Below are 24,550 nucleotides of genomic sequence, written 5' to 3' on the forward strand. Positions count from 1 at the left end.
TGAATTGTTACTTACACCCCGACCGGATACGGCTTCTCGTGCATCTCACCCGAACTGGCGGCCACTTTCTTATCGAACCGTCCCTGCAACAGGCTCAGCAGGCCGGTGTACCAGTAACCCAGCACAAACAGCAGCAGGAAGGGCACGGTGAAGTAGTTCTCGCTGGAGAAGGCGTACCAGACCGTGAAGGCAAAGTAGCAGCCCAGCGCTATTTCAATCCATGGGATGATGCCGAGCCGCTTGCGGTACTTCTGCGCCTGGTTCTTTTCGCCCTTCTTCTGCACGCGGTACTTCGGCGTGCGGGCGAAGGCGCTCTTGATGCCGAACAGGGCCTCCATTACGGCCTTGGTATTGGTGATGGTCAGGCCGACTCCCAGCGCCATCAGGAAGGGAAGATACAGGAAGGTGCGGTACCAGGTCTTCGGGAACAGTTCCTTCTGGCTGACCAGGTAGAAGCTGGAGACGGAAAAGGTGCTGGCCATGAACAGCGGAAAGTCGATCAGCAGCATCTGCAGCCAGCCCTGCCAGCTGCGGATGATCATGGCGGGCATCAGCAGCGTGGAGAGAACGATCATCAGCGGGTAGCTGATGTTGGCCGTCAGGTGGTACCAGGCTTCCAGCTTGGTATGCCAGGGCGCGTCAGACTTCAGAACGCGCGGCAGAATTTTCTTGCCAGTCTGGATCAGGCCCTTGGCCCAGCGTGCCTGCTGGGTCTTAAAGGCTGTCATCTCGATGGGCAGCTCGGCCGGGCACTCGACGTCCTGCAGGTATTTGAAGTGCCAACCCTTCAACTGCGCGCGATAGCTAAGGTCGGTGTCTTCGGTCAGGGTGTCGTGCTGCCAGCCACCGGCTTCTTCAATCGCGGCGCGGCGCCACATGCCGGCGGTGCCGTTGAAGTTGAAGAAGACATCGGCGCGCGAACGGCCGCCATGCTCCAGCACGAAGTGGCCGTCCAGAAGGATGGCTTCCACCTGCGTCAGGAAGCTGTAGTTGCGATTCAGGTGGGTCCAGCGGGTCTGCACCATGCCCACGCCGGGCTCGGCAAAGTGGTGAATCACCTTCATCAGCCAGTCGCTGGGAGGAACGAAGTCAGCGTCAAAGATGGCGACCAGCTCGCCCCTGGCCGACTTCAGACCGGCGTCCAGGGCGCCTGCCTTGAAGCCGTAGCGGTTCTCGCGGTGGTGAAAGCTGATGGGCTGGGGGGCCAGGTCGCCAAAGCCATTGGCGTAGCGTTCCACGACCTCGGCGGCAACCTCTTTGGTCTCATCGGTGGAGTCGTCCAGAAGCTGGATCTCAAACCGGTCACGCGGATACTCAATGCGGCAGCAGGCGTCGATCAGGCGGTCGATGACGTACTGCTCGTTGTAGCTGGGCAGCTGGATGGTGACAAACGGAAGCTCGCCCTCGGGAAACTTCGCCGGTGGCTGGTCAGACTTCGACGCGTTCTTGCGATGTTTGTAATAGAGATAGACCAGTTGATACCGGTGCACGCCGTAAAAGGCCAGCACTACCATCACGAAGAAATACGGCACCAGGAGCCAGGTGTCGAAGGCGTTCCAGCGGTACAGCGAGCCGTACTGGCGCAGGGTATTGTCCAGGTAATGGGAACGAACGTAATGCCCCAGCCCTTTGGGGGCCAGCAGGAAGCTCGCAATCAGGTTGAGGTAAGCAATCAAGGGTTCTAAAACTCTAAGGGAAACTGTCTCTTGATCTTACTTGAGCGCCTGCCGGGATGTCCCCCCGGCTATCTAGTTCAAAAACATGGTCTGGTAGAGGGTGTCGCGCTGCACCGGGCGGAAGCCGGCATCGCGGATGATGCGCCGCAGCTCTTCTTCCGTGGTGTGGTTGACCGTTCCGGCCGCCTTCACCACGTTCTCCTCCAGCATGACGGAGCCCACATCGTTGCCGCCGAAGCGCAAGCCCATCTGCAGCACCTTCAGGCCCTGCGTCACCCAGCTGGCCTGCACATTCTGGATATTGTCCAGGTACATGCGGCTGATGGCCAGGGTCTTCAGGTACTCCACCGCCGTCGCCTCTTCCCATCCACGGCCGCCGAGGGCGGTGTTGTGGGGCTGGAAGGTCCAGGGAATAAAGGCGGTAAAGCCGCCAGTCTCTTCCTGCAGCTGGCGAATCACCTCAAAGTGGTTCACGCGCTGCTCAAAGGTTTCGCCCATGCCGAACATCATGGTGGCCGTCGTCCGCATACCCATCTGGTGGGCGGTACGGTGTACGTTCACCCAGTCCGCGGTCGTGCACTTCAGGCGGGCCACGCGATGGCGCACCTCATCGTCCAGAATCTCTGCCCCGCCACCCGGAATTGACTGCAACCCGGCATCGCGCAGGCGGGCGAGGGTGGTCTGCAGGTCAAGGTTCGAGTATTCGGCAATGGCCAGGATCTCGCTGGCCGACAGGCAGTGCAGCCAGATCTGCGGGAAACGCTCGCGGATGCCGCGGAACAGCGACTCAAACCACTCAATCTTCAGGTCCGGATTGACGCCGCCCTGCATCAGTACACCGGTGCCGCCCATCTCCACCGTCTCGGCAATCTTCTGGTGGATGGTCTCGGCGTCCAGAACGTAGCCTTCCTCGGAGCGGTGGCCTTCCAGCGGCCGGTAGAAGGCGCAGAAGGTGCAGTACTCCGTGCAGAAGTTGGTGTAGTTGATGTTGCGGTCCACAATGTAGCTCACGATGCCGTGGGGGTGCAGCTTGCGGCGTACAGCGTCGGCCTCCATGCCGATGCCGATCAGATCGTCCGAGCGGAAGCAGTCCAGGGCCTGTTCGCGAGTAATTGCCATAACTCCTTAAGGATAGCGCAGCGACGGCGGCAGGCGCATACTGTGTGCATGGCGGCCGCCCACCTGCTTCCGGCAGAACAGCAGAGCATCACGGTCGAGGAATACCTCGGGACTCCTTACGATCCCGATTGCGACTACGCCGATGGGCGCGTGGAGGAGCGAAACACCCTGCCTGGAACCCCGATTGTGATTCCGGTAGCCAGGGTCACCGCGCTCGACTAACCGAAACTTCACTGGCGCGTCTCAGCAACAGCCTGCTAGGCTTTCCCCGCACGCTAAAGGAGATTCCCGCAATGAAGTGTACCCAGATTGCAGCCATGTTGATGGTGCTCGGCGGCATTGCCGTCGCACAAGGTCCTCCCCCGATGGGCCCACCGCCGCCGGACGCTAACCGAAAGGTCGAGAACGGCGGTATCTTTGTGCCCGGATGGAAGGGCGTCGTCGATGAACTCTCCGCCAAGCGTGGCGAAACGATTGCAAACGCCCGGCTGGCCAAGGATGGCAAGAACCTGCACGTCACCACCGGCCCGGCCATTACCTACTGGAACGCGGCCAACCTGGCCAAAGGCGACTACACCGTCTCAGCCACCTTCCGCGAACCGCATTACATGAACCTGAACGACCATCCGCATCCCTATGGCATTGTGATTGGCGCCAATGACATGGGGACGGAGACCCAGAGCTTCCTCTACTGCGCCGCCTACGGCAGCGGCAAGTTCATCGTGCGCGGCATGGGCCCGCAGCCCTTCCAGATGAACGGCCGTACCGGCCAGGAGAACGCCGCTGTGCACAAGGCTCCGGCCAAGGACGCGGAGGTCACACAGCAGATCTCCATGTCCGTGAAGGGCGATACGGTAAGCTGCTCCATCAACGGCACCGAGGTCTGGTCTGCTCCCAAGAGCGACGTGATGGCTGCCGGCAAGCTGAAGTCCACCGACGGAGGCTACGGCATCCGCTCGGCGCACAACACTGAGGTTGAAGTCATCGACCTGAAGCTGAGCAAGTAAGCCACTCAGTTCTGCATGGATCACCAGGAGGGCGCCCATCGATGGGCGCCCTCTTCTGCTAGAACCCGTTCATCTTTCCTTCAATCCGCAGCACATAGGGTTCTTCGCTTGCGGTTGGGGTCTGTGGCAGTTCCACTTGTGTTCCGGCTTCGGTTTGCCGGAACTTCAATCCCTGTGCGCCGCGCAACAGCGTTACCCGCTCCACCTTCGCCTGCGAGGCAGGCAGCGACTTCACGGTTACCGTGCCTGCCCGATACTTCATGCCGATGGCATACAGGCTGCCGCGGTTCACCGTGAACCGGAATGTCTCCTCTGTGAGTTCGTGTTTGACCGGCATCACCTTTGGCAGAGGAGAGGCTGTGCTTCCGCCCTTCCAGTCGCCGGGAGCCGTCGCGGGGATCCCAGGACCTTCTCCGGGGATATGCCATGCGTGGGAGCCATAGATCGCCTCGCCATGCGTCTTCAGCCACGTGCCCAGCATGCGCAGCGAATCCTGCTGGTCCTGCGGAATACTGCCGTCGCCCTTCGGCGAGATATTCAGCAGCAGGTTGCCGTCATTGCTTGCGATCTCAACCAGGGTACGGATCAGCGAAAGTCCGGAGATCACCTTCAATCCATCGATGTAGCCCCACGAATTGCCGATCGGCGAGTCGCATTGCCATGCGGCCGGGTAAGGCCACTTCGGAGCGCGTCCGCTTCCTTCAAAGTCCTGCACCGTTGCAAACAGGTAGGCGTAGTCCTTGGTGGCCAGTGTGGACTCCTGCTTCCGCTCCGCTGCACGGTTGTAGAAGTACGCCGCGGCCCGCAGTTTCACCTCGTCGTACTCGCGCGGATTGATGCCGTTGTCGAAGTACAGCATCTGCGGCGCGTACTTATCAATCAATTCCTGCGTGCGCGCCAGCCAGTCCATCTGGAAGGCCCTGCCATTGCCGGCGGAGTTGAACTCACCCTGGATAGGCGGCCCGTAGAAGCCCGCATAGCGAGGATCGTTCTGATCGTTCGGCAGCCCCGGCGTGGGATAGGCAAAGTAGGCATGCTCCATGCGGTGCGACGACAGACCGAAGATCATGTTCTTCTTCCGCGCCGCCGTGGCCAGTTCTCCGATCAGGTCGCGCTTCGGCCCCATCTTCGCGGCACACCACGGTGTCAGGCCGGAGTCATACATGGCGAAGCCGTCATGATGTTCGGCCACGGGAACGACGTACTTCGCACCGGCATCCACAAACAACTGCGCCCACTCGTCCGGGTGATAGTTCGGCGTGGTGAACAGCGGAATAAAGTCCTTGTAGCCGAACTTGTCCGCGGGCCCATAGTGCTGCGTATGCCAGTCGGAGTCTTCCTTGTTCTGGTACATGTGCCGCTCGTACCACTCATTGCCATGCGCCGGCAGCGAGTACAGACCCCAGTGAATGAAGATGCCGAATTTCGCCTGCCGGAACCACGAGGGCACGGTGTAGCGGTCGCGCAGCGATTCCCACGACGGTTGAAACGGTCCGGCCAGGTCGGCCTTCGGTGTGGCATAGGCATCGGCGGAGCCAGCAGGCGCTCCTTGCTGCGCTCGCAGAAGGGTAGAGGCCGTGAGCATGGCGGTAGAGGAGAGAAAGCCGCGGCGTGTCATCGACATGTGCAAAAGCTTAAACCAGAGAACGCACGCCGCGCTTTTCCGTGGACATCCCTCGCGGGCTCAAAGATGATGCAACCATCCAGTAAGGCGAGGAGAATCTCTGGGTGGACGCGTTGCCGAAGGTTGTGCAAACGCAGGGTCTGGTGCGGAAGTATGGCCGCACAACGGCGCTGCATGGTCTTGATCTCTCTATTCCTGAAGGCGCGGTCTTTGCCCTCGTCGGCCCCAACGGAGCCGGAAAAACAACCCTGATCAAGGTACTGGCGAACCTCGCCCAGCCCAGCTTTGGCTACGCCACCGTGATGGGGGAGGACTCCAAGCTGCTGCGTGGCCAACTACTGGAGCGGCTCGGCTACATTTCGGAAAACCAGGAACTGCCCGGATGGATGACCGTTGGCTACTACCTGGACTATCTGCGACCTTTCTATCCGACATGGGATGCGGCGCTGGAGCAGCAACTGCTCCAGATGCTGGATGTGCCGCTGGACCGCAAGCTGAAGTCGCTCTCCCGTGGACAACGCATGAAGGCTGCCTTTGCCGGAGTGCTGAGCTATCGGCCCTACCTTGTGATTCTGGACGAGCCTTTCAGCGGCCTCGATCCGCTGGTGCGCGAAGAGCTGATTGCCGTACTGAAGAGCTGCGCCGGACAGATGACCTTCCTCGTCTCCTCGCATGACCTGGACGAGATTGAAGGCTTCGCCACGCATGTTGGATTTCTGGAGAAAGGGAAGATGCTCTTCGTGGAAGAAGTGGCGCCGCTGCGCCGTCGTTTCCAGCGCGTGGAGTTCGATCTGGCTGCGCCGCCAGAAGGCTTCGCAATACCTTCCCCATGGATGGAGGCGCAGTGGTACGCCGGCGTCTACTCCTTCGCCATCAACAATCCGGAGGGAGCCGACGTGACACGCGCACGTGTACTGGAGCACTTTCCCGAGGCACGCAATATCCAGGTCGCATCGATGGGCCTGCGGCAGATCTTCCTGGCGGTGGCGCGCTCGCGCCGCGGAGGTGCGGCATGAAGCAGGCCCTGCACATCCTTCGCAAAGACCTTCGTCATCTGTGGCCCTTCATCGCAGCCATGCTCGTCTCTGTGGCGGCAACCGCTCTGCTTTATCCCCGCAGCTGGGGAGAGTTTGGCGGCTATCCCAACCGCTTTCTCGGCATGGCTCTGCGGCCTGATCTGGTCATCGTTCTGGTGCCGCTGGTCGCGTGGCTGCTGGTCACGCGGATTCTGCAGGAAGAGCCGCTGGTGGGCGATCGCCACTTCTGGCTGACACGGCCATACCAGTGGCAACAGCTTCTGCTGGCGCGCGTTCTTTTCTATCTGCTGGTGATTGTCGCGCCGGTCGCCGTTATGCAGATGGTGCTTGTCCATCGCGCCGGGTTCGCTGTCTTTGCCGCTTTCCCTGCGCTCGTGCTAAACGCTTTCACCCTCAGCCTGTTTCTGCTGCCGTTCGCGTTGATCGCAGTGATCACGCGGACCTTTGTGCAGGCTTTCTTTACGCTGATTGGGCTCTGCATCTACATCGCGATGTGTGCTGGGCTCAATTCATTTTTCAACGCCGGCTTTAACCCCGGTCCCGATGGCCCGCTGTTCACCGTCTTCCTGATCCTTGTGCCGATGGGCATCATTGTGGTGCAGTTCGCCTCGCGCCGCGTCTGGTGGTCACGCACCGCCTTCGGCATCCTGTTGCTTCTGGTGGCAGCAACGGCGGTTGCTCCCATGGGGAGCATCACCGTGCCCATGAGCTATCCGGAGTTGCGTGAGCCGGAGGTCCGCCTGCATTTTGACGCGGACAGCAGCCGCAAGCTGGAGAATCTTGAGGTTGATCCGAAGCGCGATGAGGTTCCGGTTCGTCTCCCGTTGGAGTCCGATGGTCTGGTGCTGAATCATCAGTACTCCGTGGCTGCCGCCAGCATTGCCCTGCGCGGCGCCAACGGCGCCTACTGGAACTCCGGCTGGAAGGAGCAGGGATGGACGCTGCAACCTGGCCGCAGTGTGGAGACGGCGGAGGTGATGATGCCCCATGCCGCCTATGAGCAACTGAAAAACACACCGGTGCATGCGGAGATTCAGCTCGCGGTACGTGAAACCGTTCTCGGTGGCGTTACGAAAACTATTCTGAAAGACGGCTGGAATGATCTTCCCGCCATCGGCCGCTGCCGTGCGCATAGCAATCGGTTCCTTGGCAGCCAACTGGAATGTCGCACGGCCGTGTGGGAGCCATACACCGCGGAAGTAGGTGTTCAGTACTTCACCGCGCCATGCGGCACATCGAAGTCCCAGCCCTCGGTGGCTGGTTATATGCAGGCCTTTGGGGAGATTACGCGCGTATTGCCCATGTCGCTTCCTGGCGTGTGGGTACGGCAGCTTTCCCCGACCAATGGGTTCATCCTGAAGGATCAACCCGTCCGGTATGTATGTCCCGGTTCGCAGATCACCCTCCGCCGCATCCTTGATGGGCAGCAGATGCGCGTCTCTACGAAAGCCGATGGCATCCGGTTGGCGGAATACGCCGGTTATGTTGCATCAAAGGACGATGCAGACGACTAAAACGCACGTTTCATGCGTTGGCGTCGTGCTATGCTTCGCTCACCGCTGGCACTCTTTGCCCTTTCGCACGTTCTGTGTGGGCGGATTTGACGTACCGTCGTACCCCTGTTTCAGCAAGTGTTTTTGACGCCATCTGTCTCTGTGAGCGCCTTCGCCGAAGTGTCGCTGCCGCAGGGCCATCCGGAGAGACGCGAAGCCATGAAGAAGACGGGAAATGCCTGGGGAATTGCTGTAAAGGCCCTGACCAAGAACAAGCTGCAGACCGTGCTCACCATGCTCGGCATGACCATCGGTGTGGCCACCGTGCTTACCATGATCGCGCTGGGCGCGGGCGCTGAAGCCTCCATCCAGGACCAGGTGCGTTCCGCCGGCATGAACCTGATCATCGTTCAGGGCGGGAACTGGAGCCGTGGCAATGGCAGCGGTAATGACAGCGTGATGGGCGCTTCGCTTCGCCAGGAATCGCACGCGAAACTCGTCAGCGCGGTATGGGAGCCATCGGCGCATCCGCGCCTCGTCCGTGTGCAGGGAGAAGCTCCCGCAGCCGGCGAAGCCGCCGGCTCCGAAGGCGGATTCGTCATGAAGAAAAAGGGACGCCCCGGTGACGGCAAGGAAGGACGTGGTGCTTCTACCACCTTCACGGACGCCGATGTTGAAGCCATTCGCAAGATCAAGGGCGTGCAGTTCGCCTCCGGCGGCATTCACGATACCGTCGCCATTGAGACCGCCGACAAGCGCATCGTTACCTCCATGCATGGGGACGACACCGAGCTTCTGAAGATCCGCCGCGGTTGGGTCTTTCCCTTTGGCCGCTTCTATTCGAAGGGCGAGGAGAAGAAGAGCGAGAACGCCGTTGCGCTGGGCCAGTATGTGGCGACGCAACTCTTCGGTGCGGCGAATCCCGTGGGCAAAACCATTACTCTGAAGGGCGAGCCGTTCAAAGTTGTCGGCGTGGTGGGCAGCGGCAGCTGGATGGTGCAGCCCAAGGAGCATGACGACCAGTTCGACGCCGTCTACGTTCCCGTCGGCGCCATGAAGCGTCTACTGGGGCAGAACTACCTGAGCGTTGCAGCCGTCACGACTGAGAGCACCGGTGATGTGTTGCGCGTGGAGAACACGCTGAAGGAACTGCTGCGCGAGCGGCACCACATCAGCGACAACGATCCCGATGACTTCACCGTGGTGGGCGAGGCGCACAAGACCATGGAGCACTCCATGCGGCCCGACGTTGCGAGTGCCGTGATGGGCAACGCCGCGCACCTGGACAAGATGACGCTCGATCAGCTTGGCCGCACACTCGATTCTGCCAGCGCCACCATGTCCGCGTTGCTGATCAGCATCGCTACGGTCTCGCTGATCGTCGGCGGCATCGGGGTCATGAACATCATGCTCTTGTCGGTTTCGCAGCGCACCAAGGAGATCGGCATCCGCCGTGCCATCGGTGCTCGCTCGGCTGACGTGCTGACACAGTTCCTGCTGGAGGCTGCAACCCTAAGTGTCGGCGGCGGTCTGCTGGGAATCATTCTCGGTGTAACTCTGTCCGTCTCCATTGCCCGCACCATCGGCTGGTCGACCAGCGTCTCCCTTCCTGCGGTGGCGATCTCGTTTGTCATCTCCGCGGGTATCGGCATCTTCTTCGGGTACTACCCGGCCAAGCAGGCTTCGCAGGTGATGCCGCTGACCGCGCTGCGCCACGAGTAAACAAAATATCCAAGGGCATACGTGGTTCTAGGCTGGTTCCGATACCGGAGCTTCGCGCAACCACTTATGCATCTTGGGATAGGTTTCCATGGTCGTCAGTCCCATCCACTGGAGCAGGGGAACGCCGACAGCGCCTGCACGGAAGCTCTCGATCAGGCGTTCGCTGCTCCCTTTGTAGCCGTTCTCGTGGAAGACGATTTCAGGCGGCAGGCCGAGATGGACGGCCGCGGTGTAAGACCAGATTTGGGCGGCGATCTCCGTGCCCATATCAGAACCAGTGTTTGTGCTTCCTTTGGCGCGGTCTTCCGGAATTATCGTGGCCACGTGGCCTGCTTCATGGAGCAGGTCGCCGGGGTAAAGAAGCTTCTCCATGTCGACAAGCAGACCGTTGGGCTGGATACGGATGCCAGGAAGGAAGGTCTCGCCTTCGATCGCTTCCATACGGATGTCGAGGCCAATCTGCCGGAGAAAGTCCACGATGGTGCGAACGGTGGGGTCAGAAATCTGCATGCGATGAAAGTGTAGCCTCTGCTTCCGTAGGGGAGCAGTGCCTTCATAAAAATGAAAGGGCTTTCGCCTTGGGTCCTTTGCAATGGCCCTGAGCGAAAGCCCTTTCCTCTCTGGAGTAAGCGGCCTCTCCACAGAGAGAGTGCTTTTTACTGACGGAACATCGGAGCACCGAACGGAGCGCCGGTTGCGCCTCCATCCACCATCAGTTCCACCGCATTCACATACGACGAATCATCCGATGCCAGGAAGAGAGCGGCCTTGGCCAGCTCCTCCGGCTCTCCCCAGCGGCCTAGCGGAATACCTGCTGCAATCGCAGCAACGCGCTTCTGGCGTGCTTCATCCGGAGCGCTGGAACTTGCACCGCGCGTCCAGATCGGCGTCTTGGTCGCACCGGGAGCTACTACGTTGACACGAATGTTCCGCGGCGCCAGGTCGCCTGCAATGGCGCGCGCCATCGACACCACGCCGCCCTTGGTCGCAGCATAGGCCGCATATCCGGGAGCTCCCAGATAGTTGTGCACGGATCCGTTGATGATGATGCTGCCGCCATCGTTCAGCAGAGGAGCGGCCGCATTGATGGTGAAGAAAACACCGTTCAGGTTGATGTTGATGATGTTCTCAAACACCGCCTCATCCGTGCTTCCGGTCGGTGTGGAACCGCTGATCCCGGCGTTGGCAAAGACGATGTCGAGCTTGCCGAAGTCCTTTGCCAGAGCCTCAAAGAGCTGTTTGCGCTCCTCGCGGTTGGTCACGTCGGCACGATAGGCGCGAGCGCCCGGTCCAAGCAGGGCGGCGGCCTCGTCCAATGTCTTCTGGTCGCGGCCGGTAATGGCCACCTGCGCGCCTTGTTCCACAAACAGCTTGGCGGTGGCCAGTCCAATGCCGCTGTTGCCGCCTGTAATCAGGGCTTTCTTTCCGGAGAGTTTCATGGTGATCTGCATCCTTTCGGGAGTGGCCGTCTCAAATATGATGACGGTCATGTTTCGTTATGTAGGATGATCGTCCTATATCGAGGATTCACAAAGATGCGTTATTCCGTCGAACAGACTCAGCAGCACCATCGCCGTATTATTCAGGAGGCCTCCCGTCTCTTCCGCGAGCGTGGTTTTGAGCACGTCACCGTCTCCGAGGTGATGAAGGCTGCCGGTCTGACGCACGGGGCCTTTTACGCGCATTTCCAGTCCAAGGACGAACTGCAGGCCGCCGCCGTGGAGTACGGTCTGCAGCAGTCGCTGGGCCGCATCCAGCAGAGCCTCGGCTCCCAGAAGGAACGGAAGGCCTATCTGGATCGCTACCTGAGTCCTGCGCACCGGGACACCCCCGGCGACGGCTGCACCATGGCGGCCCTGGGGGAAGAGATCGCCCGCTGCCCGGAGGTTGTGCGCCAGGCCTTCACCCGTGAGGTGAAGGAGCTGCTGAAACTCGGCTCCGAGGGCCGGGGAGAGACGATCCGGAGAACCGCCCTGATGGTAGGAGCCATGGTGCTGGCCCGCGCCATCGACGACGAGACCTTCTCCGGGGAGATTCTCCGCGAGGCGCGAAAGGGCGTCTAGCCGACTCACTCTGGAAGATCTCCCCTCCGCGGCTGCGCTGCGGTTGAGAGGAGTGAATATCCTGCCTGGCAGCAAAAGGCCAGCCCATCCCCGGGCTGGCCTTTCCATTTTGGAACCTGTGCAGCGCTGTGATGCCCATCACAGCGCTGAAATGTCCTGAAGCTCGAACATACTTTTCAAGGAGGACATCCCAGACATGGTTCCGATCTGCAAAAACACGGTAGCGTCATGGGCTATTCATCCGTGCAGCGGTCACTGCACGGGCTACGGGGCGCATGCGGGGTGTCCTCCATTGATTGTGATCGCCATCCAGCAGCAGGTGGCCAAAACCTCGGGGGAGGGAAGCAGACGATGAGTACTGCCGCGATTAGTCCGGACCTGGTGAGCGAGAAGGAAGCACGCGCCCAGCGCACCAATTACCTGAATGCCACCCACGGTATCAAGAGCTGGTTGCTCACCGTGGACCACAAGCGCATCGCCCTCCTGTACCTGATGGGCGTCAGCTTCTTCTTCCTGGTGGGCGGCCTGCTTGCGATGGTCATCCGCATGGAGCTGCTCACACCGGACGCCGACCTGATGGCGATGGATACCTACAACAAGGTATTCACCATGCACGGTGTCGTCATGGTCTTCTTCGTGCTGATCCCCGCGGTTCCGGCGGTCATCGGTAACTTTGTCTTACCCATGATGCTGGGGGCAAGGGACCTGGCGTTTCCAAAGATCAACCTGCTGAGCTGGTACCTGTACATGATCGCCGGCCTTCTGCTGGTGGTCACGGTGGTCAACGGAGGCGTGGATACCGGCTGGACCTTCACCGCTCCGCTCAGCACGCGCTTCGTCAATACCAACGTCATCACCGCCGGTCTGGCTGCATTTGTCGCAGGCTTCTCGTCCATCCTTACCGGGCTGAACTTTATTGTCACCATTCACCGGATGCGCGCGCCGGGTCTCACCTGGTTCCGTCTGCCGCTGTTCGTATGGGCTAACTACTCGGCCAGCATCATCATGATCCTGGGCACACCGGTGGTCAGCGTCACCATCATCATGGTTGCCGTGGAGCGCCTGTTCCATTTCGGATTCTTCGACCCCACCATGGGCGGCGATCCGGTTCTGTTCCAACATCTGTTCTGGTTCTACTCACACCCTGCCGTGTACGTCATGCTGCTGCCGTCGATGGGCATCATCAGCGAGATCATCGCCTGCTTTAGCCGCAAGCGTCCCTTCGGCTACACGGCGGTGGCCTTCAGCTCGGTCTCGATCGCCGTCTTCGGCTTCTTCGTGTGGGAACACCACATGTTCATCATGGGCGTCAGCCAGTACTCGGCTCTGGTCTTCAGCCTGCTTACCATGCTGGTCGCTGTCCCTTCGGCTATCAAGAGCTTCAACTGGTCGGCGACTCTGTACAAGGGCTCCATTGAGTTCAAGGCGCCGATGATCTACGCGCTCGGCTTCCTTGGCCTGTTCGTGGTGGGCGGCTGCACCGGCATCTTCCTGGGCAACCTGGGCACGGACATTCACCTGACCGAGACCTACTTTGTCGTCGCGCACTTCCACTTCGTCATGGTGGGTGCGGTCATCATGGGCTACCTCGGCGGGCTGCACTTCTGGTGGCCGAAGATCACCGGCCGTCTCTATCCGGAAACGCCTGCCAAGATCGCCGCTGCGCTCGTCTTCATCGGCTTCTTCTTCACCTTCGGTCCGCAGTTCATCCTTGGCTACCTGGGCATGCCTCGCCGCTATGCCATGTATCCCGCCGAGTGGACCGTGCTGAACGTGATGTCGACCGCCGGAGCCACCGTGATGGGCGCAGGCTACATGCTGGCCGCCGCCTACCTGATCTGGAGCCTCAAGTGGGGCAAGGTCGCCGGCGACAATCCCTGGAACGCGTACGGTCTGGAGTGGGAGACACAGTCGCCCCCGCTGACCGAGAACTTCCTGCGGACTCCGACGGTGACGCACGAAGCCTACGACTACGAGTGGATTGATTCGCAGAAGCGGAGCACGGCCACGGAACCTGAATTGATCTAGATAAGTTTGCGGCAGCGGTTGGGCATACTGTTACGAGCCCAACCGCTATTTTTTACTGCGTCAGAGCTGCAAGCTGTTCAGGCCGCGGAATTTCAAGAAATGCACCCTTGCGATGGATCAGGGCTTCGCGCTCAAAGCGAGCCAGCAGACGGGTGGTTGTCTCCCGTGTAATGCCAGCCATCGAACCCAGCTCTTCGTGGGTCAGCGTCATGGCAAAACGCGTTGGCAGGGTAAGGTCGTTCGGCCGCGCCCACTCGATCAGCGTATTGGCCAGCCGTGCTGCCGCCGATCCGGACAGGGCCAGACGGCGTGCCGAAATCAGCGCCTGCTGATACTCGGAAGCAGCCTTGCTCGCACAATTCTGGCTCACCTGCGAGTGATCGCGCATAAACGTCATAAAGTCTGCCTGCGGAACTTTCTTCAGACGGCAGGGCTCCAGTGTCTCCGCCGTGGCCTCATAGGGCACATTGCGCAACACCGCCGCCAGGCCAATCACATCGCCCGGACCGGCAATGCGGAGCAGCAGCGAGTGGCCATTCTCCGCTGAAACCACCAGCTTCAGGCGTCCGCTGCACACCACGTACAGGTTGCGAGGGGTGCTGCCTTCTTCCGTCACGCGTTCGCGTGATTCCACCGTGATCTGCTCGCCAAGCGTATCCAGATTTTCCAAGGACGCAGGATCGAGCGCACAGAAGCTGTTCGCATTCCGCAGAGTGCAATCCATGCAGCTTTTCTGGAAGCGTTCGGTCATGGACATAGGCGCGTCGTTATTGTTGCATGAAAAAGCGGCCCGCGCAGTGGCGGGCCGCATCTGGTTGATATTACAGGCTCTTGCAGTCCAGCACGAAGCGGTATTTTACGTCCGCCTTCACCACGCGGACCCAGGCTTCGCTTAGCTTGTCGAAGCTGGTCATCTCAATGTCAGAGACGATGTTGTGTTTGCCGCAGAAGTCCAGCATCTCCTGGGTCTCGTTGATGCCGCCAATCGACGATCCGGTGACATGCTTGCGGCCAGCGGCGACGGAGAATGCGCCGACCTGCAGCGGAGTCTCCGGAATGCCCACGGTGCAGTACACGGCATCGCGCTTCAGAAGGCTCAGGTAAGGGTTGATGTCATGCGGCGCGGCAACACAATCCAGAATGAAATCGAAGGTGCGGATGTGGCCCTTGTCCCAGCCAGCTTCCTTGGTCAGGATGACCTCGTCGGCGCCCAGCTTCTTCGCATCCTCAATCTTCGAGGGCGAGGTGGTGAACTGCACCGTCTTCGCTCCGAAGGCGTGCGAGAACTTCAGGCCCATGTGGCCCAGACCGCCCAGGCCGATGATGCCGACCTTCTTGCCGGGACCCGCGCCGAAGTGCTTCAGCGGCGAGTAGGTGGTGATGCCGGCGCACAGCAGCGGAGCCGCGGCAGCCAGGTCAAGGTTGTCCGGTACATGCAGCACAAAGGCCTCGTCGGCAACGATGTGGTTGGCATAGCCGCCAAAGGTCAGGTTGCCGTTCTTGTCCTTGCCGTTGTAGGTCCACACGGTAGCGAAGTTGTCGCAATACTGCTCATCGCCAGCCTTGCAGGAGGTGCAGGTACGGCAGGAGTCGACCATGCAGCCGATGGCAGCCTTGTCGCCCACCTTGAACTTGGTCACGGACGATCCGACAGCGGCAATGCGACCGACAATCTCGTGGCCCGGAACCATCGGGAACATGGCATTGCCCCACTCATTACGGGCCTGGTGAATATCCGAGTGACAGATGCCGCAGAACTCAATGTCGATCAGCACATCGTTCGGGCCGGGATCGCGATGCTCAAAGTTCCATGGGGAGGGATCGGTCGTCGCATTGTGCGCAGCGTAGCCTTTGGTAGCAATCATGGGTGCTTTCTCCTTGGTAAGGGGTCGGTTGGAATTAAATCATGGCAACGTGGAGTGGAGTCTGTGCCTGGGCTCCCAGGTGGGAACGCAGGCGCTGTGACTCTTCCGCGGGGGAGACCCCGAAGAGCCGTTTGAACTCCCGGGAAAACTGTGACGGGCTCTCATAGCCCACGCGCGATGCGGCGACGCTGGCTCCAATGCCTTCCTGGATCATCATCAGCCGCGCCTTGTGCAGCCGCGTCACCTTCAAATACTGCAGGGGCGAGGTCGCGGTCATATTGCGGAAATGCTGATGAAAAGCCGAAAGGCTCATGCCGGCGTCGGCGGCCAGCGTGGGGATATCGAGTTGCCGGTCAAACTCGGTCTGAATGCGGTGCATGGCGCGATAGATCTGGCAGATGCTGCCCTGCATGGCCAGCAGGTCGCGCAATACCTGCCCGCGCGGCCCGGTCAGAACGCGGTAGGTGATCTCACGGATGATCTGCGGCCCAAGAATCATGCGGTCATTGGGATTCTCGTACGCCTCCAGCAACCGCAGCAACGCTTCCGCCAGCTCTGCCGGCAAAGGCGTCGCATCGACGGTGCGGGCAACTGGCTGCGGGGGCGAGGAGGGCAGCTTCAGCACCAGGTCCGCCAGCACGGCCATGTCCAGCAGAATGGAGATGCCACGCATCGGAGCCTCCGGAGCGCAGAAGGTCTCGCAGTCAAAGGGCAGGGGAGCGGCCAGCACCAGGTAGTTCTCGGTGTCATACACAAAGCTGCGGATGCCCACGTGACCCCGCTTGCTGCCGCTGGTCACAAAGACGATGGAAGGCTCGTACAGGACGGAGCTGCGCGGCACATTGCGATGGCAAAGGATCGTCCGCAGGCCAGGCAGCTCGGTCGAGCGAATGCCTTCGCCACAACTGATCCGCTCCAGAATGCGGTTGATCTTCGCGTGCGTGCTGGCCATGCTGCTCACAAAATTGAGTCTAGCGAAGCCGGAAAGCGGATGGCGTAAATTCTCCGAAGTTCTGGAGAAACAGGCAAGCCTTCCGCAGGATTCCCCACGGAAGGCTCATTTTCCTGTAAAAACGGGGTTACTCGTTGTAGTGCAGCAGGGAATAGACGTCGTAGTCCGGGAACTTGGCGCGGCCCTTCAGGAAGTCCAGTTCCACGGCAAAGCCCAGGCCCACGATCTGTCCGCCGAGCTGGCGAACCAGCTGCGTGGTGGCTTCCATGGTGCCGCCGGTAGCCAGCAGGTCGTCCACGATCACAACCTTTTGTCCGGGTTGGATGGCGTCCAGGTGGATCTCGAGCGAGTCCGAACCGTACTCCAGGTCATAGGTCACCTTGGCGGTGGCGGCGGGCAGCTTGCGCGGCTTGCGAACGGGCACAAAGCCGGCGTTCAGGCGATAGGCCAGCGCCGGTCCAAAGATGAAGCCACGGGCCTCAATGCCCAGCACCAGGTCGACGTCCTTGCCGATGTAGTAGGCGGCAAAGGCATCAATCATCTGCGCAAAACCGGCCTGATCCTTCAGCAGCGTCGTGATGTCGTAGAACAGGATTCCGGGCTTGGGGAAGTCGGGAACAGTCCGCACCAGGGACTTGAGAGGTTCACAGTTAATGGGTGTCGCCATATGGAGATTTTAGTTGGAGGGTGGGATGGTTGGATAGTGTGATGGTGCGCCGGTTGTTCCCGAAAATCCCGCCGCCTGATTGGCGACGAAGTCGCTTTTCCTGTGTTGTGATTCCGCAGCGTAGCGGAGGAATCTGCTTTTTGAAGTTGTATGGTTTGTCATTCCGGCCGGAGGCGCAAAGCGCCGTAGAGGGACCTGCATTTCACAATCCAACCAGCTACCAAGCCCCTTCAATCTGAAAGGGTCCCAGCTTCTCGCCCTCGGCCTCGACCAGGTCGTGAATCTGCAGGCGGTCCACCCGCGATCCGCGCGAGCCTTTACGGAGCGCGGCTTCCAACTCCTCCAGTTTCGCTTCGGAGCCCGCGGCCACGCATTCCACCTCGCCGGTCTGCAGGTTACGCACCCATCCATCCAGGCCAAGCTCGGCCGCCTCGCGATGGACAAACCAGCGGAACCCCACACCCTGCACACGACCTGAGACGAGATAATGACGCACCATCGTTCTTTACCGGACCCTCCGCAATGGAGTGATTGTAGCGTGGCGGCCCGTGCCCTACGTACTCAGCCCGCCGAAGAGGCGTACACTCAAAGGTGTAGTCCCCTTCTCGCCTTCAGCCTCAAGGCATCTGCTCCAGACGAGCGTCGTTCAGGTACGCAACCGCACGACTGGAGAGACAGCATGAGCCTTCTCAGAAAAACTGACGTTAAGAAGCACATGGCGCCACGGACGCACAAGATGGTGCCGGATACGGTCGAGCAGCCCGTTGCGCAGCCGGCTCCATTCCCCTTTCGCCCCACGCCGGTAGCGTCCGCATTGCCGCCGAAATCGGCAACGGAGCTCAAGCCTCGGGCAGGGAAGTAGTTCATCCCATGAAACTGCTCTTCGGTCAGAAATCCCAATGCCCTTTGTGCACGTCGGTGCAGTTTGAAAATGCTGTGCCACGCCCCATTGACAACCTTCTGCGCTACCTCGGTTTGTTCCCGGTGCGTTGCGTCAACTGCTGGCGGCACTATTATTGGTTTGGACCTTCCGTCAGGGTATAGATCGTAACAATGGCACTGAACTACACCGTAGTGGCACAAGGCATTGATGAGGTGCGCGACCTCTCCAACTCTCCCTCGGTCAGCCTGTGGAACTACCTGCAGGCCACCGGGCAGGAGACACTGCTGCGCACCATCAGCATCTACGGCGAAAGCGGCAGCACCCGTGAACAGGTGCGCCTGCTTTACATGAACGCGGACGCCCTGCGCATCTGGCGCGAGATGGGCAAACAGCCCACCATCATTGGCGAGATGCGCCGCCCGTCGCGGACGTCGGTCATGGTCTTTGGCGTGCCGTACAGCGAATAGCAAAAGGCCCGCCGAAGCGGGCCTTTTCGCTGATTTCAACAAGACTACGCGCGTGACATGTACGTACCTTCGGCCGTATCCACGCGGACCTTTTCACCCTCGTTGATGAACGGCGGAACCTGGATCACCAGGCCGGTCTCGGTCTTGGCGGGCTTGGTCACCGACGATGCCGTGGCCGACTTGATGCCCGGCTCGGTCTCGACGATAGTCATCTCCACTACGCCGGGCAGGTCGATACCAACAGCCTTGCCGTCGTAGAAGCTGACGGAGATATTCAGGTTGGGCAGCAGGTAGTCTACGGCATCGCCCAGCGTGTCGCGGGTCAGCATGGTCTGCTCGTAGGTGGTCGTGTCCATGAAGTAGTAGTCGTCGCCGTCGTTGTACAGGTAGTCCATGGAGATCTCGTCTACGATGACGCGTTCAATCGCGTCGCCGGAACGGAAGCGGTGCTCGAACATCGCATTCGAGGACAGGTTGCGCAGCTTGGCCTGGATGAAGGCGCGCAGGTTGCCCGGCGTGCGGTGCTCCACGGCAAAGACCATGTGCAGCTTGTCGTTATGCTTGATGATCATGCCGGGGCGCATCTGAGTGGCGGGAATCGCCATGGTGTGTCTCCTGAAATTGTTGGTGGGTTTCCGCGCCGCAAAGGGCCGGATCTGGCAGGGCGTCAGCACTGCACGGTTGAACCTCTTCGATTGTAGCTCAGCGCCCCTCCGGGCCGCTTACAGGGCCACGGGGGCAAATCCGGCGAACATCTGGCTCGATTCTGGAAGCTGGTTCAACGGAACCACCTCGCAGCAGGCCCAATATCGCTCCCACAGCGCCATCACCCGCGGATTCGCGTGCGCCTTCTCAATCGCTCCGGCCTCCCACTCGAAGACCTCGAGAAGGGTGCCGTCCGCGGCGCGGCACACGACGGCTTCGCGGTCCGTTGCCAACCCCTCTGTACGCAGCAGCGGCAGGTGCTCCCGCGTCAGCTGCAGCAGGTCTTCCTCTTTCCCAGGCTTCGGGCGGTACGCGACGATCACAACACTGCGGCCTTGCACGGCATTCATGGCCAGAAGCGTAGCACAGCGCTACAGCAGATCATCACTCGAAATCAGGTGAACGCCCAGCTCCACCATGGTCTGCTTCGCTGCGGCTTTTGACCCATGCAGATCAATCGCGCGGCATGCATCCTCAATCACATACGCCTCAAAGCCCTGCGCCACGGCATCCACCGCCGAGTAGAAGACGCAGTAGTCATACGCCAGCCCGCAGAAGAACAGCCGCCCCAGTCCGCGCTCGCGCAGCGCTCCGGCAAGCCCTGTCGGCGTTGCATGATCGTTGTCCAGAAACGCCGAGTAGGAATCCACCTGAGGGTTATACCCCTTGCGCACCATCAGTTCCGCCCGCGTGGTCTCAAGCCCCGGGTGAAACGCTGCCCCTGTGCTGGCCTGCACACAATGATCCGGCCACAGTACCTGCGGGCCATAGCCCAGCTGGATCAACTCAAACGGCTGTTTATCCGGGTGCGCACTGGCAAAGGAGATATGCCCGGCCGGGTGCCAGTCCTGCGTCAGAACCACGTGCCGGAACTGCTGCTGCAACCGGTTGACCAGTGGAACGATCGTATCGCCGTCGTTGACCGCCAGCGCACCGCCGGGGCAAAAGTCATTCTGCAGGTCGATGACAATCAGCGTATCGGTCGGCTTCAGCGCAAGGCCCATAGCTTATTCGTACACTAAGAGATATGTCCGCACCTACAGCCGAAGCCCGCGTTCGCGTCCGCTACGCCGAGACCGATCAGATGGGCGTGGTCTATCACGCAAATTACGTTGTCTGGTTCGAAGTGGGTCGCGTCGAGCTGCTCCGTTCTCTCGGCCTCCCCTATAAACAGCTTGAGGAAGAAGGGATTCTCATCGCAGTCGTCGAGGTCAATGCCCGCTATAAGCGTCCCGCCCGGTACGACGACGAGATCGCTATCCGCACGACGGTGAAGCAGGTGCGCGGCGGTTCCATCATCCGCATCGGCTACCAGGTCGTCCGTGTCTGCGACGAGGAACTGCTTTGCGAAGGCGAGACGGTCCACGTCGTTATCGACCGCGAGTTCAAGAAATCCCGCCTGCCTGACCACTATGCCGCCCGCATGGCGGGTGAAATGGCTGGCGAATAATCCGCCTGCAGGCATAGAAAAGCCCGGCAGGCCGCCGGGCTTTTCTCCTGTTTCTGACGGGATTTACTTCCCCTGTACGCCCCAGCGGTACAGGACACCCATGTTGAAGCCCATGTTGTTCTGCAGCTTGGAGCCGAAGGTGGTCGCCTCATAGGCAGGAGCGATACGGAAGGCCAGGTTCGGGTAGAAGCTGTACTCCAGGTTTGCACCCACGGAGAAGGCGCCGGTGTTGCTGGTCTTCCACATTCCCAGCGCGTCGGCCGGAATGCCCTTCGATCCGCCGTCAAAGTTGCCCATCGCCAGACCGCCCAGGGCGTTTACGCTCGCGCTGAAGCGCTCCTTACGGTAGAAGCGATACTGCGGTCCTCCCATAAAGGTGTAGTGCGTAATCAGCGGGTTCCACACGTTGTAGGGATTGTTGTTCGTCTTGGCGTTGCCATAGTGGCCGCGCACGTCGGCAACCACCGCCCAGCGCGGATTCAGGTAGTAGTTCCCGGCAACATTCCACGTAACCTCGTTGTTGCGCTGCAAAAACTCGCCCGAGCGGAAGCGCAGGTAACCCACGCCGCCAAACAGCTCGTACTTGTGAGAGTAGGTCTCTTCAATCGTCTTCGCGATACGCGCCCTGCGCGTCGCATTCAGGCGCCGCTGACGGCGGTCCTGCTGCTGCGCTTCGCCCTGAAAAGCCGTTCCCACCAGCGCGGCCATTGCCAGCGCGCACACCATCCGCTTCAAACCGAACATCAAACGATACCCCTGCAGCCTTCTTGCTCTGTTAGTTTCAAACCAGTAGCGCCAGCGCAAACGGCGCACTCTTTTATTAGAACATCCCCGGCGCGGAATTCATGGCCAAACGATCCAGCAAAGGCTCCTCCAAATCTTCTTCCGGCTCTGGCAAGCTGCTGCTCGGCGCTGTGCTCGGCGCCGGCATGGCCGCTACAGCCGGCTACCTGTACCTGCATCCAGAGGCCCTGCGCGGCGTCCGGAACTCCTCCGGCATCCGTGGCAGCTACCCCGGGTCCGAGCCCGGAGCAGAGCCGGCGGAACCCAGGATTTCGCAGGCAGCACCCGCGCCAAAGCCTCAGCCGCCAGTTCAGCCGGCTCCCGCTGCACCGCTTGAGGTCGCTCCGCCCAGCAAAACCGCTCTCGCCGCGGGGCAGGCACCTTTTGCTGCCAGTGAAGAGGTCTTTGAAGCCGCCGCACCTCTCTACCGCAAGCAGTGCGCTGCCTGCCATGGCTCACCCAGCGGTAAGCCGCGCAAGGGCAATGCGCCGCAGTTCTGGGGCCAGCACGCACCCAGCCTCGGCCATAAGACTCCCTCGGCGATCTACACCGCCATCGCCAAGGGAAGCCCGAATGCCAGTGGACACGCCTTTGCCGGCAAGCTCACCAGCCAGCAGATCTGGCAGCTGACCCTGCTGCTGCAGCAGGCAGGCGACGATCTTCCAGACCCGGTCCGCAACCTGATGGGCGACTGACACAATCAGAACGCATAAAAAAGCCCCACCTCTTTTTGTAGAGGTGGGGCTTTTTGCGGTTTCCGCGATTACGGCAGCGTGTAGGTCACGCCGGTCACAAACTGGAAGGTGTTCTTCTTGAAGCCCGGCGACGGGTTGTTCAGGAAGTTGTCGCTGGCCGAGACGCTCATGCTCAGCCGCTTGAAGACTGGCATCGTCAGGCCCGTGGCAAAGTTCGCCGAGTAGGCCTGGACATTATTGAAGGCCGGCAACACCTGCAGCGACTGGGTGAAGACCACCGCGCGCGGCAGGTTACGCTTGTAGGCTTCGCCAATCGAAGCGCCAATCAGGTTCAGATTGCTGGAGGCGCTTTCAAACTGCTGCTTCTCGTAGTTGATGCTGCCCTTCACATCCAGTTGCTGCTTGGCGGTTGAGATCGGTGTCCAACCCATGCCGGCACCGTAGATCTGCTGCAGGTCCAGACCGGAAGAGTAGTTGTGGTCAAACGCTACCGTTCCCAGGTAGTAGAACCGCTGCGAGACATACTGGTCGCGTTCCAGATCGGTGTGGAAGATGCTGGTCTTGACCACCGAGTCCGGCGTCGGAGGATTGGTCTGCGGAATCACCGGCGTTGTCAGCTTGCCGTAGGTCTCTGTCAGGTTGAACAGCGTGCGGTTGCGCGTCTTTAGGTAGGCCACCGTCGGAATCGATCGCGACAGGCTGATGCCGCTGGTAAAAGTGCCGCCATGCTGCGTGCTCTGGACAAACGATGCTCCCGCCGTCAGCGTGCCCTTCCAGCCATACAGAGGTCCGGCCTTCTTTTCGAGCTCGCGGTCATAGGTCTGCTGGTCGATGATGTAGGCCAGGTTCTTGACCGGGATCGTCTCTACCTGCCCCATCGGCTGCAGCAGGGTCACGGAGTCGCCAACCACGTTCACCATGCCGGTCTGGGTGTTTTTCCTGTTCACCGGGGTGTCCTTCTTCAACAGGGCAAAGCTGCCGCTGGAACGCAACTCCTTGACCTTGCTCAGGGGAACGGTGACTTCGCCCACCACGTCGCTTTTGAAGACAACCGTATCGCCAATGCCGCGCACCAGCGTTCCGGTTAACTGGTCGCCGTTCTGAAAGACGATGACGTCCGGGGTGGGTTTCTCGTTGGGTTTGTCCTCAGCTACTACCGCTACCGGCGCCAGAGCCAGCAGCAACGCCAATCCGTGCACGCGCTTAAACAGAGACATGAACTCGCGATTTTCCTCTCAAAGATGGATTGATCTTGCGGTGTGCCACGGTGGCCAGGAGACGTATCCCATTCGCCACACCTGTAGGCTGTCTCATAAGATGATGTCATCTTTCCAGTTTTGAGACGAGGGCACCCAATACTCATGAAGTCAATCGTAACCATGATCCTCCGTATCCTTTCCCTCGTGGGCATCTCCAATCCTGAAGAGGCCCGGAAGCGGCGCGAGGCCAATGGCCCAAGCTGGCGCGATAAGCTTCCCGCAGAGAAAAAATAGCGCTCATGCTGCCAGGTCTTCCCCACGCACCCATCCGCACGGCCACCGTTTCCATGGTGATTGAGTACCTGGCGCTTGGTGTGGGAGCCTTCGCCGGAGCGCTCTCCGTGCGGCGCGACCAGCGCTACCACTATGACTGGATGGGCGTGCTCGGCCTCGGCCTGATCTCCGGCGTCGGAGGAGGCGTAACCCGCGATCTGATCCTGCAACAGGGCGTGCCGCTCTCCTTCGAACACCCCTCCTACCTGACCTGCGCCCTGGGCGGAGCGACGCTGGCGCTGTTCTTCGGCTCGGTTGTCGGGGTGCGGGTCCAGCGGTTCATCTTCATCATTGACGCCGTTTCGCTTGGCCTGTTCGCCGTCGCCGGCGCAACCCGCGCGCAGGATGCCGGTCTGGCTTTTCTGCCCTGTCTGCTGCTGGGCATCACCACCGCTGTCGGCGGCGGAGCCCTGCGCGATGTGTTCAGCGGACGTACCCCCGCCGTCTTCGAACGCGGTGAGCCGTACGCCATTGCCGCGACCGTTGCGGCGGCCACTTACCTGGGTGCGGAACGCTTTGGTCTGTCCACGGAGACCAGCTCAACGCTGGGCACCGTGACCGGCTTTCTGCTGCGTCTGCTGTCCAATGTATTTGGCTGGCGCACACCGTCTATGAGATTGAATCGTAAGGCTTAAGAGGGCCATGCAGGGCGATGGCAGGACCCCTTTCTTTTCTTCAAAGCTGCAACAAAACAAAGGCTTGCCAAACGTTATAGGGCAGGCATAGTATCCGTTTCGCAATCGGTTCAGTCCGCCTTTTAGTGGTCGAACCAGCTGCCAAAC

At 60.5% G+C, this 24,550-nt stretch carries 26 protein-coding genes; 11 read left to right on the forward strand and 15 right to left on the reverse strand.

The annotated features are described in order from the left end of the window. Positions 1 to 11: 11 nt before the first annotated feature. Both OHL13_RS01020 and mqnC read right to left on the reverse strand, forming a co-directional pair. Positions 12 to 1,514: a cellulose synthase family protein gene (locus OHL13_RS01020; protein ID WP_263409101.1), complete on the reverse strand. Its 1,503-nt coding sequence runs from the start codon at positions 1,512 to 1,514 to the stop codon at positions 12 to 14. A 234-nt stretch (positions 1,515 to 1,748) separates the two neighbouring features. After that, on the reverse strand, positions 1,749 to 2,795 hold the full coding sequence (gene mqnC, locus OHL13_RS01025; protein ID WP_263408253.1) for a cyclic dehypoxanthinyl futalosine synthase: 1,047 nt from the start codon (positions 2,793 to 2,795) through the stop codon (positions 1,749 to 1,751). 48 nt (positions 2,796 to 2,843) lie between these two features. On the opposite strand from mqnC, the gene OHL13_RS01030 reads away from it, so the two are divergent. Both OHL13_RS01030 and OHL13_RS01035 read left to right on the forward strand, forming a co-directional pair. Continuing rightward, the gene (locus OHL13_RS01030; RefSeq protein ID WP_263408254.1) at positions 2,844 to 3,017 is read left to right on the forward strand and encodes a hypothetical protein; all 174 of its coding nucleotides are present in this window, start codon (positions 2,844 to 2,846) and stop codon (positions 3,015 to 3,017) included. Between the two features lie 71 nt (positions 3,018 to 3,088). Then, positions 3,089 to 3,802 (forward strand): hypothetical protein, encoded by a 714-nt coding sequence (locus OHL13_RS01035; RefSeq protein ID WP_263408255.1) that lies wholly within the window; start codon positions 3,089 to 3,091, stop codon positions 3,800 to 3,802. A gap of 58 nt (positions 3,803 to 3,860) precedes the next feature. Here OHL13_RS01035 and OHL13_RS01040 read toward each other — a convergent pair whose 3' ends face one another. Next, positions 3,861 to 5,426, reverse strand: a complete 1,566-nt coding sequence (locus tag OHL13_RS01040; protein WP_263408256.1) for an alpha-L-fucosidase — start codon at positions 5,424 to 5,426, stop codon at positions 3,861 to 3,863. A 104-nt stretch (positions 5,427 to 5,530) separates the two neighbouring features. On the opposite strand from OHL13_RS01040, the gene OHL13_RS01045 reads away from it, so the two are divergent. The 3 genes from OHL13_RS01045 to OHL13_RS01055 all read left to right on the forward strand — a co-directional run bounded on the left by OHL13_RS01045 (position 5,531) and on the right by OHL13_RS01055 (position 9,678). Continuing rightward, positions 5,531 to 6,442: an ABC transporter ATP-binding protein gene (locus tag OHL13_RS01045; protein WP_263408257.1), complete on the forward strand. Its 912-nt coding sequence runs from the start codon at positions 5,531 to 5,533 to the stop codon at positions 6,440 to 6,442. Next, positions 6,439 to 7,977 carry a hypothetical protein gene (locus tag OHL13_RS01050; protein ID WP_263408258.1) on the forward strand — a complete coding sequence of 513 codons (1,539 nt, stop codon included), beginning with the start codon at positions 6,439 to 6,441 and terminating at the stop codon, positions 7,975 to 7,977. Before OHL13_RS01045 ends, OHL13_RS01050 begins: the two co-directional genes overlap by 4 nt. Positions 7,978 to 8,100: 123 nt before the next feature. Beyond that, a complete protein-coding gene (locus tag OHL13_RS01055) occupies positions 8,101 to 9,678 on the forward strand; it encodes an ABC transporter permease (protein ID WP_317889890.1) in 1,578 nt (525 codons plus the stop codon). A 27-nt stretch (positions 9,679 to 9,705) separates the two neighbouring features. Here the strand turns inward: OHL13_RS01055 and OHL13_RS01060 are convergent, their stop codons facing one another. Together OHL13_RS01060 and OHL13_RS01065 are read right to left on the reverse strand one after the other, a co-directional pair. Next, positions 9,706 to 10,188 carry a hypothetical protein gene (locus OHL13_RS01060; protein ID WP_263408259.1) on the reverse strand — a complete coding sequence of 161 codons (483 nt, stop codon included), beginning with the start codon at positions 10,186 to 10,188 and terminating at the stop codon, positions 9,706 to 9,708. A 146-nt stretch (positions 10,189 to 10,334) separates the two neighbouring features. Beyond that, on the reverse strand, positions 10,335 to 11,117 hold the full coding sequence (locus tag OHL13_RS01065) for an SDR family NAD(P)-dependent oxidoreductase (protein ID WP_263408260.1): 783 nt from the start codon (positions 11,115 to 11,117) through the stop codon (positions 10,335 to 10,337). A gap of 96 nt (positions 11,118 to 11,213) precedes the next feature. On the opposite strand from OHL13_RS01065, the gene OHL13_RS01070 reads away from it, so the two are divergent. Together OHL13_RS01070 and OHL13_RS01075 are read left to right on the forward strand one after the other, a co-directional pair. Further along, the gene (locus OHL13_RS01070) at positions 11,214 to 11,741 is read left to right on the forward strand and encodes a TetR/AcrR family transcriptional regulator (protein ID WP_263408261.1); all 528 of its coding nucleotides are present in this window, start codon (positions 11,214 to 11,216) and stop codon (positions 11,739 to 11,741) included. A 351-nt stretch (positions 11,742 to 12,092) separates the two neighbouring features. Then, positions 12,093 to 13,769, forward strand: a complete 1,677-nt coding sequence (locus tag OHL13_RS01075; protein ID WP_263408262.1) for a cytochrome c oxidase subunit I — start codon at positions 12,093 to 12,095, stop codon at positions 13,767 to 13,769. A gap of 52 nt (positions 13,770 to 13,821) precedes the next feature. Here the strand turns inward: OHL13_RS01075 and OHL13_RS01080 are convergent, their stop codons facing one another. The 5 genes from OHL13_RS01080 to OHL13_RS01100 form a co-directional block, all read right to left on the reverse strand. Beyond that, on the reverse strand, positions 13,822 to 14,526 hold the full coding sequence (locus OHL13_RS01080) for a Crp/Fnr family transcriptional regulator (RefSeq protein ID WP_263408263.1): 705 nt from the start codon (positions 14,524 to 14,526) through the stop codon (positions 13,822 to 13,824). Positions 14,527 to 14,590: 64 nt separating this feature from the next. Further along, positions 14,591 to 15,634 carry an NAD(P)-dependent alcohol dehydrogenase gene (locus OHL13_RS01085; protein WP_263408264.1) on the reverse strand — a complete coding sequence of 348 codons (1,044 nt, stop codon included), beginning with the start codon at positions 15,632 to 15,634 and terminating at the stop codon, positions 14,591 to 14,593. Positions 15,635 to 15,668: 34 nt separating this feature from the next. Then, complete coding sequence (locus tag OHL13_RS01090; RefSeq protein ID WP_263408265.1) at positions 15,669 to 16,586, reverse strand: AraC family transcriptional regulator; 918 nt, start codon at positions 16,584 to 16,586, stop codon at positions 15,669 to 15,671. Positions 16,587 to 16,713: 127 nt separating this feature from the next. Continuing rightward, positions 16,714 to 17,253, reverse strand: a complete 540-nt coding sequence (locus tag OHL13_RS01095; RefSeq protein ID WP_263408266.1) for an adenine phosphoribosyltransferase — start codon at positions 17,251 to 17,253, stop codon at positions 16,714 to 16,716. Between the two features lie 217 nt (positions 17,254 to 17,470). After that, entirely contained in the window at positions 17,471 to 17,752 is a 282-nt protein-coding gene (locus tag OHL13_RS01100; RefSeq protein WP_263408267.1) for an acylphosphatase, read from the reverse strand. A gap of 554 nt (positions 17,753 to 18,306) precedes the next feature. Between OHL13_RS01100 and OHL13_RS01105 the strand changes: the two genes are divergently transcribed. After that, positions 18,307 to 18,603, forward strand: coding sequence for a hypothetical protein (locus OHL13_RS01105; RefSeq protein ID WP_263408268.1), 297 nt, complete (start codon positions 18,307 to 18,309; stop codon positions 18,601 to 18,603). A 44-nt stretch (positions 18,604 to 18,647) separates the two neighbouring features. Here the strand turns inward: OHL13_RS01105 and efp are convergent, their stop codons facing one another. The 3 genes from efp to pncA form a co-directional block, all read right to left on the reverse strand. Then, positions 18,648 to 19,208, reverse strand: a complete 561-nt coding sequence (gene efp / locus OHL13_RS01110; RefSeq protein WP_263408269.1) for an elongation factor P — start codon at positions 19,206 to 19,208, stop codon at positions 18,648 to 18,650. 117 nt (positions 19,209 to 19,325) lie between these two features. Then, positions 19,326 to 19,658, reverse strand: coding sequence for a hypothetical protein (locus OHL13_RS01115; protein WP_263408270.1), 333 nt, complete (start codon positions 19,656 to 19,658; stop codon positions 19,326 to 19,328). 21 nt (positions 19,659 to 19,679) lie between these two features. Further along, the gene (gene pncA, locus OHL13_RS01120) at positions 19,680 to 20,312 is read right to left on the reverse strand and encodes a bifunctional nicotinamidase/pyrazinamidase (protein WP_263408271.1); all 633 of its coding nucleotides are present in this window, start codon (positions 20,310 to 20,312) and stop codon (positions 19,680 to 19,682) included. A 23-nt stretch (positions 20,313 to 20,335) separates the two neighbouring features. Between pncA and OHL13_RS01125 the strand changes: the two genes are divergently transcribed. Further along, positions 20,336 to 20,758, forward strand: a complete 423-nt coding sequence (locus tag OHL13_RS01125; RefSeq protein WP_263408272.1) for an acyl-CoA thioesterase — start codon at positions 20,336 to 20,338, stop codon at positions 20,756 to 20,758. 63 nt (positions 20,759 to 20,821) lie between these two features. On the opposite strand, the gene OHL13_RS01130 is transcribed toward OHL13_RS01125, so the two are convergent. Next, complete coding sequence (locus OHL13_RS01130) at positions 20,822 to 21,502, reverse strand: porin family protein (protein WP_263408273.1); 681 nt, start codon at positions 21,500 to 21,502, stop codon at positions 20,822 to 20,824. Between the two features lie 101 nt (positions 21,503 to 21,603). On the opposite strand from OHL13_RS01130, the gene OHL13_RS01135 reads away from it, so the two are divergent. Then, positions 21,604 to 22,236: a c-type cytochrome gene (locus OHL13_RS01135; protein WP_263408274.1), complete on the forward strand. Its 633-nt coding sequence runs from the start codon at positions 21,604 to 21,606 to the stop codon at positions 22,234 to 22,236. 68 nt (positions 22,237 to 22,304) lie between these two features. Here OHL13_RS01135 and OHL13_RS01140 read toward each other — a convergent pair whose 3' ends face one another. Continuing rightward, complete coding sequence (locus OHL13_RS01140) at positions 22,305 to 23,453, reverse strand: DUF481 domain-containing protein (RefSeq protein ID WP_263408275.1); 1,149 nt, start codon at positions 23,451 to 23,453, stop codon at positions 22,305 to 22,307. Between the two features lie 281 nt (positions 23,454 to 23,734). Between OHL13_RS01140 and OHL13_RS01145 the strand changes: the two genes are divergently transcribed. Further along, a complete protein-coding gene (locus tag OHL13_RS01145; protein ID WP_263408276.1) occupies positions 23,735 to 24,403 on the forward strand; it encodes a trimeric intracellular cation channel family protein in 669 nt (222 codons plus the stop codon). Positions 24,404 to 24,550: the final 147 nt, after the last annotated feature.

The organism is Terriglobus tenax (assembly GCF_025685395.1).
In the GTDB taxonomy this organism is placed as follows: Bacteria; Acidobacteriota; Terriglobia; order Terriglobales; family Acidobacteriaceae; genus Terriglobus; species Terriglobus tenax.

What these genes read in the sequence shown, in the direction of transcription:
- OHL13_RS01020 (WP_263409101.1), bottom strand. Translation starts at nt 1,514, where the DNA reads ATGGTAGTGCTGGCCTTTTACGGCGTGCACCGGTATCAACTGGTCTAT.
- OHL13_RS01100 (WP_263408267.1), bottom strand. Translation starts at nt 17,752, where the DNA reads ATGGTGCGTCATTATCTCGTCTCAGGTCGTGTGCAGGGTGTGGGGTTC.
- OHL13_RS01115 (WP_263408270.1), bottom strand. Translation starts at nt 19,658, where the DNA reads ATGAATGCCGTGCAAGGCCGCAGTGTTGTGATCGTCGCGTACCGCCCG.
- mqnC (WP_263408253.1), bottom strand. Translation starts at nt 2,795, where the DNA reads ATGGCAATTACTCGCGAACAGGCCCTGGACTGCTTCCGCTCGGACGAT.
- OHL13_RS01065 (WP_263408260.1), bottom strand. Translation starts at nt 11,117, where the DNA reads ATGAAACTCTCCGGAAAGAAAGCCCTGATTACAGGCGGCAACAGCGGC.
- OHL13_RS01050 (WP_263408258.1), top strand. Translation starts at nt 6,439, where the DNA reads ATGAAGCAGGCCCTGCACATCCTTCGCAAAGACCTTCGTCATCTGTGG.
- OHL13_RS01035 (WP_263408255.1), top strand. Translation starts at nt 3,089, where the DNA reads ATGAAGTGTACCCAGATTGCAGCCATGTTGATGGTGCTCGGCGGCATT.
- OHL13_RS01085 (WP_263408264.1), bottom strand. Translation starts at nt 15,634, where the DNA reads ATGATTGCTACCAAAGGCTACGCTGCGCACAATGCGACGACCGATCCC.
- OHL13_RS01130 (WP_263408273.1), bottom strand. Translation starts at nt 21,502, where the DNA reads ATGTTCGGTTTGAAGCGGATGGTGTGCGCGCTGGCAATGGCCGCGCTG.
- OHL13_RS01125 (WP_263408272.1), top strand. Translation starts at nt 20,336, where the DNA reads ATGTCCGCACCTACAGCCGAAGCCCGCGTTCGCGTCCGCTACGCCGAG.
- OHL13_RS01090 (WP_263408265.1), bottom strand. Translation starts at nt 16,586, where the DNA reads ATGGCCAGCACGCACGCGAAGATCAACCGCATTCTGGAGCGGATCAGT.
- OHL13_RS01060 (WP_263408259.1), bottom strand. Translation starts at nt 10,188, where the DNA reads ATGCAGATTTCTGACCCCACCGTTCGCACCATCGTGGACTTTCTCCGG.
- efp (WP_263408269.1), bottom strand. Translation starts at nt 19,208, where the DNA reads ATGGCGATTCCCGCCACTCAGATGCGCCCCGGCATGATCATCAAGCAT.
- pncA (WP_263408271.1), bottom strand. Translation starts at nt 20,312, where the DNA reads ATGGGCCTTGCGCTGAAGCCGACCGATACGCTGATTGTCATCGACCTG.
- OHL13_RS01105 (WP_263408268.1), top strand. Translation starts at nt 18,307, where the DNA reads ATGGCACTGAACTACACCGTAGTGGCACAAGGCATTGATGAGGTGCGC.
- OHL13_RS01040 (WP_263408256.1), bottom strand. Translation starts at nt 5,426, where the DNA reads ATGTCGATGACACGCCGCGGCTTTCTCTCCTCTACCGCCATGCTCACG.
- OHL13_RS01135 (WP_263408274.1), top strand. Translation starts at nt 21,604, where the DNA reads ATGGCCAAACGATCCAGCAAAGGCTCCTCCAAATCTTCTTCCGGCTCT.
- OHL13_RS01140 (WP_263408275.1), bottom strand. Translation starts at nt 23,453, where the DNA reads ATGTCTCTGTTTAAGCGCGTGCACGGATTGGCGTTGCTGCTGGCTCTG.
- OHL13_RS01070 (WP_263408261.1), top strand. Translation starts at nt 11,214, where the DNA reads ATGCGTTATTCCGTCGAACAGACTCAGCAGCACCATCGCCGTATTATT.
- OHL13_RS01030 (WP_263408254.1), top strand. Translation starts at nt 2,844, where the DNA reads ATGGCGGCCGCCCACCTGCTTCCGGCAGAACAGCAGAGCATCACGGTC.
- OHL13_RS01075 (WP_263408262.1), top strand. Translation starts at nt 12,093, where the DNA reads ATGAGTACTGCCGCGATTAGTCCGGACCTGGTGAGCGAGAAGGAAGCA.
- OHL13_RS01145 (WP_263408276.1), top strand. Translation starts at nt 23,735, where the DNA reads ATGCTGCCAGGTCTTCCCCACGCACCCATCCGCACGGCCACCGTTTCC.
- OHL13_RS01080 (WP_263408263.1), bottom strand. Translation starts at nt 14,526, where the DNA reads ATGTCCATGACCGAACGCTTCCAGAAAAGCTGCATGGATTGCACTCTG.
- OHL13_RS01095 (WP_263408266.1), bottom strand. Translation starts at nt 17,253, where the DNA reads ATGGCGACACCCATTAACTGTGAACCTCTCAAGTCCCTGGTGCGGACT.